The sequence below is a fragment of the Mesorhizobium sp. SARCC-RB16n genome (assembly GCF_008520305.1).
Taxonomy (GTDB): domain Bacteria; phylum Pseudomonadota; class Alphaproteobacteria; order Rhizobiales; family Rhizobiaceae; genus Mesorhizobium.
In genome coordinates this window covers 24,980-37,954 of the sequence record NZ_ML703299.1, presented here as the reverse complement: position 1 = coordinate 37,954, position 12,975 = coordinate 24,980, and the positions used below count along the sequence as shown (strand labels likewise).

Genomic DNA, 12,975 nt, shown 5'->3' with positions numbered 1-12,975 from the left:
ACGCCGCAACAAAAACAAACACATACCAAACCAATCAAACAACCGATCCGTAGAAAAATGCTCGCCGGTTGCATTTTGGGGTGCAGCAAGATCGCCTCAATGTAAGTCAGTGCTGACCTTCTGCTGTGAGCAGACATCACGCCAAGGCACTGTCCCGATGTTTCGTCGCAATAGCCTCAAACGCGTCTTCGCGCTCTCCGACATCGCCACCGATCGCGAGCCGCAGCCGGCGCTGCGCGCCGTCCCGGAAGCGGGTGGAACGGAACCACACGTCGTCGACGGCGGCCGAGCTCGGCCCTTCCGGTTGTCTATGCGTCGCCAGCCATCGCGGCAAGCAGCCATGCGGCGATGGCCTCGAAGTCGATCGGGTGCGTCGTATCGACGTCGAATAGCGGCCCGCGCCGCAACGGTGCGGCGCGCTTGGCCAGTTCGATCAGTTCAGGGATGTAGGCAGCGCCGGGATGGCCGGGGAGGCGCTGACCGAGCCGGGCGCCGTACCGTTCGGCCAGAACCTCGCCAGGCGCGTGGCACCAGATCTCGACGGTGTGTTCGACACCGGCCTTGCGCAGATGATCTTCGAGCACCTGCCGCGGCTGGAAACCGAACCAGGCATCGACGATGAAGGTGCTGCCTGCCGGGGAGTCGCCGACGAGCGACCAGATTGCCTGGTAGCTGGCGCGGCCCAGCGTGCGGTTGAATTCGCGGTCGGCACCGCCGAGCACTTCGAGGAACGGGTTCTTGACCGTGTCGAGCGCGAGCAGCGGCCATCCCATGCGATCGGCGATGCCGCGTGACACCGTGCTCTTGCCGCTGGCCGGGATGCCGTTGACGAGCACGGCGCGTCTGGCGCGGCCCGGTTGAACGGAAAGCGACGTCGATGCCGACGCCGAAAGCGCCTGGAGCGCGGCGCCGATCACACCGGCATCGTCGCCGAGCTGCGCCGGCGCCACTGGGCATTGGTACCACGGCGCCAGCGCCGGCGCATGGCCGAGCGCTCTGTGCGCCGCCAGGCCAAGCCCACCGCCAAGCAGGACGAGATCGGGGTCGAACATGGCGATGGCGGTATCGATCGCCGCGCGCAGCGGCCTTGCCCAGGCTTCCAGTATGCCGCGCGCCTTGACGTCGCCGGCCGCGTCGCGGGCAAAGAGCTGGTCGACCGAGACGTCGGGGCCAAAGCCGGCCCGCGCAATATGGCGGCCCAGTGCCGTGCCGGAACTGGTGGTTTCGACACAGCCGCGCCGTCCGCAGGCGCAGACCTCGCCGTTGACGTCAACGGTGATGTGGCCCAGTTGCCCGGCCGTTGCCCGGCCTCGCATGACCCGTCGGTTCTGGACGACGGCGCCGCCAATGCCGGTGCCGATGGTAAACATGGCGATATCGCCGTGGCCCTGGCCGGCGCCAAGCGCCATCTCGGCGGTTAGCGCCATGTTGCAGTCATTGTCGAGGATGACAGGCTTGCCGGTCATGCTTTCCAACCGATGCGCGAGCGCGACCGAGGCGAGGTTGACATAGCCTCCCGACAGGACCGCGCCGCGCCGCGCGTCGACGCGGCCGGGAACACCGACGCCGATGGCCGCCACATCAGGCGTGTCGAGGAGGCGCACCATGTCGGCGATGCGCCCAAGCACCAGTTCCGGGTCGGGCGCGCTTTTTTCGGAAAGGCGTCTGAGAATTTCACCCGTGCCCGAGATACGGGCGGCACGCAAATTGGTGCCGCCGATATCGATCCCTATGGCCATCGACTTTTGTGGCATGACGTCCTGCACGTGCCGGTGATCCAACGGGATATCAGGCAGCGGCCTTCTGCCGATAGTGCCCGATCACTGCCTGGATCTCGCGCAGTCGCGGCACCGCGATCGTCTTAAGCCTTTCGCGCTGAATGTCACGGTCGAGCGAGATGCAGTCCTTCCACAGCGAACGGCCGGCGATCACACCGGAGGCGCCATTCTGCATGGCGATCTCGACCTGGCCGAGAAAGGTGGCGTGATTGACACCAGCCGAAAGCACGGCCCACGGCACTTCGCCGGCCATTTTTGTGACGTTGGCGCAGGCTTCCGGCGTTCCGGGGTAGGGAAGCTTCAGCACCTTTGCGCCGCATTCCAGCGAAATCCTCGTACCTTCCTCGACCAGCCAGGGCGTCTTGGCCGCATAGTCCTCGGGGCTTTCCCCTTCGAGCTGATAGGTCAGGAATTCGACGACGAGCAGCAAGTCCTCTTTGCCGAAATCGATGATGCATTGACGCAGGATGGCGATGTTGTGCTCGTTGGCTTGCGGCTTGTCGGCCCGCAGATACACCATGATCTTGCCGCCCGTGCCGCCGAGTTCGCGCACGCGCCGCGCATCGATGCCGGGAACCAGCCGCGACAGGCGGTAGCCTTCCGGCGAAGCGTCGAAACCGGACGCGTCGAGGCCGATGAGGAGTGCCGTATCCCGGTTCAGCACGCCCTCGTCGACGACCCTCGGCACCGCGCAGAGCGGGTCGAGCAGCACGCAGGAGGCAGCGCTTGCGAGGTAGCGCGTGATGTCGGCCTTGGTGTCGCCGAGCATGTCGTTGGTGATCCTGGCCTGGTCCGCCGGGTCCGACGCCAGCAAGGTGCGCATGCCGCCGCGCTGGTCGCAGGCGATGGCCACCATGGCTCCGTCCTTGCCGCATATCTGCTGGTAGCCGCGCAGTTCCGCGGTGGTCATCTTCGTCATGGTCTTCTTCTATCCGATGTTGGCGCTCTCTCGCCGAGGGCGCTGATCCCGTGGAAACAATGGTCAGTTTGCCCGCCTGCCGGCAGGAAGATTTGCCGCCGGATGCATCGCCGGCCGCTGGGATAAGCAGCTTTGCCGGCGTGTGGCCCGGTATGGCCCTAAAGTTGCGAGTCCACCGGATTTGCGCGATAACTCCCATCGGCGTATACGCGTGTAACACGTTGCTGAAAGGAATTGCAAGCTGTCTGTTCCCTCCGTCCAGGACGCGACCGCATCGCGCACGATGCTGCACACGGTTGCCAAGCTGCACTATGTGGAGGAGATGTCGCAGGTCGATATCGCGCGGCAGCTCGGTGTCTCCACCGCGACGATTTCGCGCTTGCTGCAGCGGGCGCGCGCCGAGGGCATCGTGCGCATCGAGGTCATCGACCTGGCGACGCCGGAGGATATCACTAGGCAGCTGGTCGACGGGTTGAAATTGCGGGACGCCACCGTTGTCGAGACGCCGGCGGCGGGCGCGCTGACGGCGCTTTCCGCCCCGCTTGGCGCTTTGCTCAGGCAGGCGCAACTGGTGGCCGGCTCCGTGGTCGCGATCGGCTGGGGGCGTGCCGTGCGCGAGGTCATTCGAGCCGGCCTGCCGCGCATGCCGGGTGTGCTCACGGTGGCCGCAACCGGCGGCATGCAGCAGCACGCGGCGCATTTCCAGGTCAATGAATTCGTGCGGCTTGCCGCGGAGGAATTCGGCGGCACGCCGCGCTTTATCCACGCTCCCTATCTGCCGTCGAGCGAGCTGCGTGAGGTCTTCCTGCGCGACGCCGCCATCCGCGATGCCGTCGCGTTGTGGGAGAGGACCGATGTGGCGATCGTCGGCATCGGCCTGCCGCATGCCATCAACGCGCCCGAGGCGAGTGCCGCCACGCCGAGCGAGCAGGCGCTGGTTCACGCTGCCGGTGATGTGCTGCGTCATTACTTCGATGCGGAAGGCGCTCTGATCGCCTGGGAAGGGGAGAGCCGGATGATCGCCATGTCGCCGGCGCAGCTTCGCGCCGTGCCGCTGGTGATCGGCGTCGCCGCCTCGCCGGAAAAAGCAACGGCCATTATTGGCGCCGCTCGCGCCCGGCTGATCAACGCGCTGGTAACGGATACCAAGACGGCGCAGGCGATCCTCGCGGTCCTGGCAACGCGATAGCGGAAGATATGCCGGACTGATGCCGCGGCGCGGAGAGAAGTCGTTGCGAAATCGATTGTGTCGCCGGAGAGTCGGGACGATAGTTCGCCGGGGCTCCGAGGAACAGTCAGATGGTGTCTGGACAAAACCAGCGTTGCGGCCTCGGAAAAACCGAGTTGCAATTTATTTCTGCAAAGTGTTACAAACTGCGGATCCGGCGTGCAGGCATGCCGGGCGCGGTGATTGCCTGACCTTGCGGAGGCGAGGAAAGCGAACACGGCGATTGTCCCGGTCGGCTCGACCGGCTGATATTTAGACTGGAGGGCGCTTGGGAGGAGCTGCCCGCGAAAGGCAAACAGGTGTTCCCGGCCGTCGGCATCCTGCGCCGCGCAGATGACGGCCACCCCAATGTCACCGCAAACCGCAGAACTGCCAATAATGAGGAGGATGTCATGAAGAAGATCGTTGCCGCGCTCGCGGCGCTTGCCGTCAGCGCGACGGTGCTGATGGCGCCCGCGCAGGCGCAGGACAAGAAATACACCATTGCGCTCATTCCGGGCCTCACCACCGACGGCTTTTACATCACCATGCGCAAGGGTGCCCAGGCGGCCGCCGACGCGCTTGGCGTGAACCTGGTCTTCCAGGGTGCTCCGGACTTCAACCCGGTTACCCAGGTGCCGGTGCTCGACGCGGTCATCGCCAAGAAGCCGGACGCGATCCTGATCGCGCCGACCGACAAGGTTCAATTGGTCGAGCCGCTGCGCAAGGCCAATGACGCCGGCATTCCGGTCATAACCGTCGATACGTTCATCGGCAGCGGCGTCTACCAGACGGGCGCCGGCGATGCCGATTTCCCGCTGGCCTACATTGCCTCGGACAACGTGCTGGGCGGTGAGATCGCCGCGCGCGCTCTGGCCACCGCCATCGGCGACAAGGGCAAGGTCTATGTGTCGAACGTCAAGCCCGGCATCTCGACCACCGACCAGCGCGAAGAAGGCTTCAAGAAGGAGATGGCCAAGCATACGGGCATCACCGTGCTGGAGACCCAATTCAATGACGACGACGCCAACAAGGCTGCCTCGCAGCTGCAGGCTGTCTTCGCACGCAATCCCGATCTCGTCGGCGTGTTCGGCGCCAATCTGTTTTCGGCCCTGGGCGCCGCCAACGGCGTCAAGCAGGCCGGGCAGACGGGAACCGTCAAGGTCGTTGCCTTCGATGCGCCGACCAGCATCGTCGACAACATCAACACCGGCCTGGTTGATGTGGCGATCGCCCAGCATCCGGCCGAGATCGGTTACTTCGGCGTCGTCTCGGCTTATGCCCACCTGACCGGCCATTCGATCCCGGTCACAATCGGCACCGGCTTCACGATCATGGACAAGTCCAACATCGCGGATCCGAACATCTCGAAGTATCTCTACTCCGAGTAGGCCAAGACCAGCTTGGCTCCTCCCGGTTTCGCCGGGGGAGCTCGTGCCGGGTCCTGCAAAAGGCGGGGCCTGTTTGAAGGCAGCCGCGCTGCGGAGTATTCATGACCTCGACATCACCAGCCCAGCCGGCCGAGAAGCATGTCGCCCCTCAGGCCGATCATGGCGATCCGGCCAGGAGCCTGATCGGCCGCATCGCCGAAGGGCGCGCCTGGCTGTTCCTCGCCGGCCTGATCATTTGTTTCGAGATATGGTCGAGGTTCGCCTTCGGCGCGACGTTCGTGCTCAACCCGTTCAACCTGCAATCCATCGCGATCTTCGCGATAGCGCCGCTGCTGCTGGCGACCGGACAGACCTTCGTCATCATTTCGGGCGGCATCGACCTGTCGCTCGGCTTCATCATGGGGCTTGCGGCCGTCGTTGCCGCGCATGCCACCAATCTGGCGGGCGCCGCCATTCCCTTGCCGCTGGCCATGCTGGCGGGCATTCTCGCCGCCGTGATCGTCGCCGGCGTGCCCGGCATCATCAATGGCCTGCTGATCTCGCGCCTCAGGGTGCCGCCCTTCATCGGCACGCTCGGCATGTTCGGCGTCGCGCGCGGTGTCGCCTTCCTGCTTGCCGGCGGCACGACGGTGCCGGTGCAGAATTCCTGGTTCGCGCTGCTCGGCAACGGCAAGTTCTACGGCGTGCCTTATCTGGTCATGATCGCTGCCGTCTTCGTCATCGTGATGCACTATCTGCTCAGCCAGACGCGGTTCGGCCAGCACAATTATGCCATTGGCGCCAATGTGCAGGCGGCGAGGCGCGCCGGCATCGATATCAGGGGCCACATATTGCGGCTCTATGTGCTGTCGGCGATGTGCGCCGGTCTTGGCGGGGCGCTCTACGCGGCGCGCTTCACCGCCGGTGCGGCACAAGCCGGCGAGCCGCTGCTGCTCGATAGCGTCGCTGCGGTCGTCATCGGCGGCGCCAGCCTGTTCGGCGGCTCCGGCACGATCCTGGGCACGGTCGCCGGCGCGCTGGTGATCGCGGTCATCCAGTACGGGCTGGTCTTCGTCAATGTCGAGCCGTTCTGGCAGTTCATCGCCGTCGGCGTCGTCATCATCATTTCCGTGCTCATAGACCAGGCGCAGCGCCGGTTCAGTGGAGGCCGCCAGGATGAATAGCACCGACCAGGCCCCCCCCTTGCTCGAAGTCCGCAACCTGTCCAAGCATTTTGGCGCCGTGCGCGCGCTCAGCGATTTCTCCATGGCCGTGCGGCCGGGCGAAGTGGTGGCGCTTGCCGGCGATAACGGGGCCGGCAAGACAACGCTGATCAAGGCGATCTCGGGCGTGTTCCAGCCGACAGGCGGCGAAATCCTGCTCGGTGGCCAGCCGGTGGCATTTGCGACGCCGCAGGAAGCGCGCGAAAAAGGCATCGAGACGATCTACCAGGATCTGGCTCTGGCCGACAATCTGTCGATCGGCGCCAACATCTTCCTTGGCCGCGAACCGATGCGTAAGGCGTTCGGCTTCCTGCCGGTGCTCGACCGCCAGGCCATGGCAGACGCTGCCAGGGAGACGATGAAGCGGCTCGATTTCCACGTCAGCCGGATGAACGCCCCGGTCAGCAATTTCTCCGGCGGCCAGCGCCAGGCCGTCGCCATCGGCCGCGCCGTCTACTGGGATGCGCAGATCCTCATCATGGACGAACCGACGGCGGCATTGGGCGTGCCGGAGCAGCGCAAGGTGATTTCGCTCATCCACCAGCTCAAGGCGCAGGGTCGCGGCGTGATCTTCATCTCGCACAATCTGCAGGATATCTTCGCGGTCTCGGACCGCATCATCGTGCTGCGGCGCGGCGTCCAGGCCGGCGAGCGCAAGATATCCGAGACCAACCATGACGAGGTCGTCAAGCTGATGGTGGGGGGATAGGCGGGCTCTCTCAGCGCGATCTTGTTCGAAGACCGGATCATGGTCTGTTTCTGTTTAATTTAGGGGCAGCCGCCACCAGCGCCTTGCCGATGGCCGATTGCGGTGCGTCGATGACGGCTCGGGCGTCACCGCTCTCGGCAATCTGTCCGGCATCGAGAAGGATGACGCGGTGGGCGACCGCCCGGACCACACCGAGATCATGCGAAATGAAGAGATAGGCGATCCGTTCCTGGCGCTGCAGGTCGAGCAGGAGGGAGAGGATCTGGCCGCGCACCGAGACATCGAGCGCCGACACCGCTTCGTCAAGCACGATCAGCGACGGCTTGGTGGCGATGGCGCGCGCAATCGCCACGCGCTGCCGCTGACCGCCGGAGATTTCATGGATGGCGCGCGGCGCGAGATCGGCCGCCAGGCCGACCCGTTCCAGCAAGGCAGCGATGCGGCGCGGGCGCTCGGAGCGTGAGGCGACGCCATGAATACGCAAGGGGTCGTCGAGAACGCGCGCCACCGTGGCGCGCGGGTTGAACGCGGCGAGCGGGTCCTGGAACACCATCTGCAGGCGGCCGCGGCGCGCACGCAAGGGCGCGCCGCGCAAGGTAAGGAAATCATCGCCTTCGAATTCGATGCGGCCGCCATCGGGCTCGATCAGTCGCAGGACCAGCCGCGCGATTGTCGACTTGCCGCTGCCGGAAGGGCCTGCCAGCGCCAGCGTTTCGCCGGGCTCCATATGGAAGGAGACATCGTCCACCGCGGCGAGGGTCTTGCCGCCGCGACTATAGCGTTTGGTGAGGTTGGATACCGTCAACAGGCTCATGCATTCAGCCCGTTTCGGTTCAGCAAGGGCGCGGCGTCGAGGCCGATATGAGCGTCGAGCAGCGCGCGTGTATAAGCTTGCGTCGGCGCATTGACGATTTGCCCAGTGCCGCCGAGTTCGATCAGTTCGCCATGACGAAATACGGCGATGCGTTCGGCAAGCTCGGCGGCGAGCGCAATGTCATGGCTGATGAACAGCAGTGTCATGCCGTCCTCGGCCACCAGCCGTCGGATCAGCGCGACGATCTCGGCCTGCACGATGGTGTCGAGCGCGCTGGTCGCCTCGTCGGCGATCAGCAGTTTCGGCCCGGCGGCAATCGCGGCTGCAATCGCTACGCGCTGCTTCTGGCCGCCGGAGAGCTGATGCGGGAAGGCATGCAGGGCCGAGTCCGGGTCGGGCAGGCGCACGCGTTCAAGCAAGGTTATGGCTTTGGCGAAGGACTGCCGCCAGTCGAGACCGAGATGGGTGTGCACCACCTCGGCGATTTGCTTGCCAATCGCCATGACAGGATCGAGGCTGGCGGATGGGTCCTGGAAGACGAAGCCGATGTCTCGGCCGAGGAGGAGGTTATGGTTTGGTTTGGAGGCAGACTCTTGCCCTCTGCGCCCTACGAGGCCCCCCTCTGTCCTGCCGGACATCTCCCCCTCAAGGGGGGAGATTGTGCGCCTATTGCCGCTTTCGCCAATCGCCGAGCTTGTCGGGGCTGAGGTTGGTTGGAAGGAGCCAGCGGCGGAACTGCCGATCTCCCCCCTTGAGGGGGAGATGTCCGGCAGGACAGAGGGGGGTGCCTTGGCACCCGACAGTGGCTGAGAGATCCACTCAATGCTCCCTTCTGTCCTGGCAGACTGCGGCAACAACCCCGCGATCGCCAGCGCCAGTGTGCTCTTGCCCGATCCGCTTTCGCCGATGATGGCCAGGCGTTCGCCTGCGATGATGTCGAGGTTGATGTTCCTTAGCGCGGCCACTTCGCTGCCATCGCGGCGGTAGGTCACCGCCAGATCGCGGATTGACGCCAGCACCGTCACGACAGGCCCCTGCGCACTGCCGTCGTCTCGACGATGCCTTCGCCGGCGAGATAGACGCCCAATACCGTCAGCAGCAGCGCAATGCCGGGGACGATCGACAGGAAGGGCGCGGTGCGCAAGACAGTGCGGCCTTCCGCGATCATGCCGCCCCAGGTGACGCGGTTGGGATCGCCGAGGCCAAGGAAGGACAGAGCCGCTTCGGTGAGGATCGCCGCGGCGACGATCACTGATGACATCGCCAGTACCGGCGGCAAGGCGTTGGGCAGCACTTCGCGAAAGGCGATCTCCAGCGGATGCATGCCGATCACGCGGGCACCGGCGACATAGTCGCGCTCGCGGATCGACAGCACTTCCGCGCGGGCAATGCGCGCCGGCCCCGTCCAGGTGCCGAGCGCTATCGCCACGACGACGACCCCGAGCGAGGGGCCAACCACACTGACGAAGGCCAGCGCCAGCAGGAAGCCAGGCACGGTCTGGAATGCATCGGTGATGCGCATCAACACCTCGTCGACGAGGCCGCCGGCAAAGCCGGCCAGCGTGCCGACGACCGCGCCGATGACAAGGGCCGTGGCGGCCGCGGCGAGGCCGACGGCAAGCGAGGTGCGGGCGCCGTGGAACAACTCGACCAGCACGTCGCGTCCGAGCCGGTCGGTGCCGAGCGGCAGCGACCAGTTTTGGAATGGCGGCAGCAGCGCGGGGCCGGCGATGGCTTGCGGGTCGCCAGGAAACAGCAGCGAAGCCGACAGCGCCATGGCGAACAGCACCGCCAGAAGGATGGCGCCGGCAAGCGCCTCGGGCGTGCGCAGAAAGCGGCGCAGACGGCTCATGCGCCCGCCTCGCTGCCGCCGACGCGCGGGTCGAGGAAGGCATAGGCGATGTCGACGAGAAGGTTGATGAGAATGACGAGGACAGCGCTTGTGAGGATAATGCCAAGCAGCAAGGGGGTGTCGCGCGCGGCCACCGCTTCCTGCGCCAGCCGGCCGAGGCCGGGCACGGCAAAGACGCTCTCGATGACGACGCTGCCGCCCAGCATCTGCGCCGACTGCAGGCCGAGCATGGTGACCAGCGGCAGCAGCGCATTGCGGGCAACATGGGCGAGCACGATGCGGCGGCGCGAAAGCCCCCTGGCGCGGGCGGCCAGCACGAAATCCTGGCGCCAGGCCTCGGCCATGCCGGCGCGCATCATGCGCAGATAGAGCGCCAGGTAGATGAAGCCGAGTGCGGAAACCGGCAGCACCAGATGGATGGCGATGTCGGCGGCGCGGTCGAGACCGGTCTTGTCCGAGGCGAGGGTCTCGATGCCGCCGATCGGCAGCCAGCGCAGGTCGACGGCGAAGATCACGATCAGCACCAGGCCGAGCCAGAAGCCGGGCACCGCGTAGAGCGCCAGCGAGGCGACGGAGAGAAAACGGTCGCGGAAGCTGCCGGGCCTTGCGCCGGCATAGATGCCGAGGGCCGAGCCGAGGCCGAAGGAGAGCGCGGTGGCGCTGACCATCAGGATGAGCGTGGTCGGCAGGCGTTCCAGGATGACGTCGCGGATAGGTCGGGAAAAAGTGACGGACTGGCCGAGGTCGAGATGCAGCAATGCCCAGAGATAGTTGGCCAGCCGCGTCAGTTCCGACTGGTCGAGGCCCCAGCGGTGGCGCAAGAGCTCGATCATGCCGGCGTCGCCGCCGGTCGAGACGATATAGGCGTCGACTGCGTCGCCCGGGGCAGCTTCGAGCAAAAGGAAGGTGCCGATGACGACGATCAAAAGTACGAAAATGCTGCCGACGAGGCGACCGCGCAGGAGGGCGAGGGCGCGGGTCACGGCAACAGGGCACCGCTTGAAAACGCTAGAGGTCGCGCCCTACGGCGCCCCCCTCTGTCCAGCCGGACATCTCCCCCACAAGTGGGGAGATTGGCAGCCTCGGCGCGGCGCTCCGTCCTGCGACGTTGGTAATTGTTCGAGACGATGATGACAGCCGATCTCCCCCCTTGTGGGGGAGATGTCCGGCAGGACAGAGGGGGGCGCGAAGGAACTCTCATTCTCCGAAGCTGAGCACCCCGACAGGCAATCCGCAAGGAAGATCAGCCTGCCAAATACGTGTCCGCCCAGTTCGAGACCGCCCAGCGCGGGTTGTTGGCGATGTTGCCGACCTTTTCACTGGCGACGCTGATAAAACTCCATTCGGCGACGTTGATCAGCGGCAGGTCGGCCGCGACCTGCTTCTGGAACTCCTTGTAAAGGTCGGTGCGGGCAGCGGTGTCGAGCGTTTCCGAGGCCTTGGTGATCAGCGCGTCGAGCGCAGGGTTTTTGTAGCCGCCCTGGTTGGAGAAGGGCACGCCATCGGGAATGCCGCTCTGCACCAAGATGGTGGTCGAGATCGCCGGGTCGCCGCGGAAGACCGGCGGGCCGACGGCGAGGTCGAAGGCGTGGTCGGTGTAGACCGCCTTGATGTGCGCGGCCGAGTCGTTGTTGACCAGCTGCGCGTCGATGCCTATCGCCGCGAGCGCCTGGCGCAGGTAGTCGCCGAACTGTTTTGTCTCGTTGAAATAGGGGGCCGGCAAGAGCTTGAGCGAGAAGCGGTTGCCGTCGGCGCCCTTCTTGTAGCCTGCCTCGTCGAGCAGGGCGTTGGCCTTGGCGACATCGAAGGCATAGGTCGGCACGTCGGCGGTGTAGAATTGCGGATCGTTCTTCGGCACCGGACCGGTGGCGGCGGCGGCATAGCCGAGGAACACCGTCTTGACGACGAAGTCCTTGTCGATGGCGTGCGCGATGGCCTGACGCACCTTGAGGTCGGCCAGTTCCTTGCGGCGGTGGTTGATCTCGACGACGAGCTGGTAGGTCAGGCCCTCGTAGCCCTTGGTGATGACCTTCAGACCAGGAACCTTGGAGATCCGGTCGAGGTCGGCCAGCGGCACGGCGGAGAAAGCCGCGAGCTGGATTTCCTCGGCCTCCAGCGCGGCAGCGGCCGAGGTACGGTCGGGCAAGACCTGATAGATGATTTCGTCGAGATAGGGCTCGTCCTTGCCCCAGTAGTCGGCGTTCTTCGTCAGCCGGTAATATTGGCCGGCCTTGTACTCGCCGAACTTGAACGGACCGGTGCCGATCGGCGCGTTGTTGGCCGGATTATCCTCGATCTTGCCGACCTCGTAGATGTGCTTCGGCACGACGCTGCTCAGCGCCGGCAAGGCGTTGCGGATCAGCTGGAACGGCGTCGGCTTGGCGAATTTGAACACGGCGGTCAGATCGTCGGGCGTGTCGACCGCGCTGAGATCCTTGAACACGGTGCGGCCGAGATTCTGCAGGGGTTTCCAGATCTGCAGCGCCGAGAAGGCCACGTCGGCCGAGGTGAACGGCTTGCCGTCATGCCATTTGACGCCTTCGCGCAGCTTGAAGGTCGCCGAGAGCCCGTCGGCGGCCCCTTCCCAGCTCACCGCGAGCCGTGGCGCAAGCCCATCCTTGCCGTCGAAGGAGGCTTCGGCCAGCGTCTCGACGATCTTGCTGGAGATGAAGAAAACGCCGTTGGAGGCGACGATCGCCGGGTTGAGATTGCGCGGCTCGGAATCGGCGGCAAGCACCAGCCGGCCGCCCTTCTTCGGCGTCTGTGCCCAGCCCAGGGCCGGCATGGACGTGGAGGCCAGCAGCATTGCCGAGCCGGTAAGCATGGTGCGTCTGGAAATGGTGAAACCTGACATGATCGAACTCCGTCCTCTCCGCGACCCGACCGGGCGCGACCTCGAACGCCGGCGCGTGCATCGGCATCCTGCGGTGGGGATTATGAGCCTTGCCGAGGGTTTCGCCAGTGACGGAATTGGCGCATCCTTGCTTGGCTTTGAAATTTTCGTCCGCTGGACCAGTTTAGCACAAGTTCATTCATTCGGTTGCCTGGTAGGACCAGGTTGGCGGATATATGGATGGATGACGACTTGGTGACCGCCGGAGCG

At 65.3% G+C, this 12,975-nt stretch carries 11 protein-coding genes; 4 read left to right on the top strand and 7 right to left on the bottom strand.

Going from position 1 to position 12,975, the window contains the following annotated elements; genetic code table 11:
* Window positions 1-308: 308 nt before the first annotated feature.
* Both C7I87_RS31940 and C7I87_RS31935 read right to left on the bottom strand, forming a co-directional pair.
* Window positions 309-1,754, bottom strand: a complete 1,446-nt coding sequence (locus C7I87_RS31940; protein WP_149907948.1) for an ROK family protein — start codon at window positions 1,752-1,754, stop codon at window positions 309-311.
* 34 nt (window positions 1,755-1,788) lie between these two features.
* Window positions 1,789-2,697 (bottom strand): tagatose-bisphosphate aldolase, encoded by a 909-nt coding sequence (locus tag C7I87_RS31935; protein WP_149907947.1) that lies wholly within the window; start codon window positions 2,695-2,697, stop codon window positions 1,789-1,791.
* A gap of 283 nt (window positions 2,698-2,980) precedes the next feature.
* Between C7I87_RS31935 and C7I87_RS31930 the strand changes: the two genes are divergently transcribed.
* The 4 genes from C7I87_RS31930 (at window position 2,981) to C7I87_RS31915 (ending at window position 7,206) form a co-directional block, all read left to right on the top strand.
* On the top strand, window positions 2,981-3,886 hold the full coding sequence (locus C7I87_RS31930) for a sugar-binding transcriptional regulator (protein ID WP_149907946.1): 906 nt from the start codon (window positions 2,981-2,983) through the stop codon (window positions 3,884-3,886).
* 431 nt (window positions 3,887-4,317) lie between these two features.
* A complete protein-coding gene (locus C7I87_RS31925) occupies window positions 4,318-5,295 on the top strand; it encodes an ABC transporter substrate-binding protein (RefSeq protein WP_149907945.1) in 978 nt (325 codons plus the stop codon).
* A gap of 101 nt (window positions 5,296-5,396) precedes the next feature.
* Window positions 5,397-6,458, top strand: coding sequence for an ABC transporter permease subunit (locus C7I87_RS31920; RefSeq protein ID WP_149907944.1), 1,062 nt, complete (start codon window positions 5,397-5,399; stop codon window positions 6,456-6,458).
* Window positions 6,451-7,206 carry an ATP-binding cassette domain-containing protein gene (locus tag C7I87_RS31915; protein WP_149907943.1) on the top strand — a complete coding sequence of 252 codons (756 nt, stop codon included), beginning with the start codon at window positions 6,451-6,453 and terminating at the stop codon, window positions 7,204-7,206. The genes C7I87_RS31920 and C7I87_RS31915 overlap by 8 nt, the downstream gene beginning before the upstream one ends.
* Window positions 7,207-7,243: 37 nt before the next feature.
* Here C7I87_RS31915 and C7I87_RS31910 read toward each other — a convergent pair whose 3' ends face one another.
* The 5 genes from C7I87_RS31910 to C7I87_RS31885 form a co-directional block, all read right to left on the bottom strand.
* On the bottom strand, window positions 7,244-8,020 hold the full coding sequence (locus C7I87_RS31910) for an ATP-binding cassette domain-containing protein (RefSeq protein ID WP_149907942.1): 777 nt from the start codon (window positions 8,018-8,020) through the stop codon (window positions 7,244-7,246).
* Window positions 8,017-9,045: an ABC transporter ATP-binding protein gene (locus tag C7I87_RS31905; protein WP_246696482.1), complete on the bottom strand. Its 1,029-nt coding sequence runs from the start codon at window positions 9,043-9,045 to the stop codon at window positions 8,017-8,019. Before C7I87_RS31905 ends, C7I87_RS31910 begins: the two co-directional genes overlap by 4 nt.
* Window positions 9,042-9,872 carry an ABC transporter permease gene (locus C7I87_RS31900; RefSeq protein WP_149907941.1) on the bottom strand — a complete coding sequence of 277 codons (831 nt, stop codon included), beginning with the start codon at window positions 9,870-9,872 and terminating at the stop codon, window positions 9,042-9,044. Before C7I87_RS31900 ends, C7I87_RS31905 begins: the two co-directional genes overlap by 4 nt.
* A complete protein-coding gene (locus C7I87_RS31895; protein WP_149907940.1) occupies window positions 9,869-10,855 on the bottom strand; it encodes an ABC transporter permease in 987 nt (328 codons plus the stop codon). The genes C7I87_RS31900 and C7I87_RS31895 overlap by 4 nt, the downstream gene beginning before the upstream one ends.
* Window positions 10,856-11,115: 260 nt before the next feature.
* The gene (locus tag C7I87_RS31885) at window positions 11,116-12,726 is read right to left on the bottom strand and encodes an ABC transporter substrate-binding protein (protein ID WP_149907939.1); all 1,611 of its coding nucleotides are present in this window, start codon (window positions 12,724-12,726) and stop codon (window positions 11,116-11,118) included.
* Between the last annotated feature and the right edge of the window lie 249 nt (window positions 12,727-12,975).

Excerpts from the sequence above, each read along its gene's own strand:
- C7I87_RS31915 (WP_149907943.1), top strand. The coding sequence starts at position 6,451 with ATGAATAGCACCGACCAGGCCCCCCCCTTGCTCGAAGTCCGCAACCTG.
- C7I87_RS31930 (WP_149907946.1), top strand. The coding sequence starts at position 2,981 with ATGCTGCACACGGTTGCCAAGCTGCACTATGTGGAGGAGATGTCGCAG.
- C7I87_RS31935 (WP_149907947.1), bottom strand. The coding sequence starts at position 2,697 with ATGACGAAGATGACCACCGCGGAACTGCGCGGCTACCAGCAGATATGC.
- C7I87_RS31940 (WP_149907948.1), bottom strand. The coding sequence starts at position 1,754 with ATGCCACAAAAGTCGATGGCCATAGGGATCGATATCGGCGGCACCAAT.
- C7I87_RS31900 (WP_149907941.1), bottom strand. The coding sequence starts at position 9,872 with ATGAGCCGTCTGCGCCGCTTTCTGCGCACGCCCGAGGCGCTTGCCGGC.
- C7I87_RS31885 (WP_149907939.1), bottom strand. The coding sequence starts at position 12,726 with ATGTCAGGTTTCACCATTTCCAGACGCACCATGCTTACCGGCTCGGCA.
- C7I87_RS31925 (WP_149907945.1), top strand. The coding sequence starts at position 4,318 with ATGAAGAAGATCGTTGCCGCGCTCGCGGCGCTTGCCGTCAGCGCGACG.
- C7I87_RS31910 (WP_149907942.1), bottom strand. The coding sequence starts at position 8,020 with ATGAGCCTGTTGACGGTATCCAACCTCACCAAACGCTATAGTCGCGGC.
- C7I87_RS31920 (WP_149907944.1), top strand. The coding sequence starts at position 5,397 with ATGACCTCGACATCACCAGCCCAGCCGGCCGAGAAGCATGTCGCCCCT.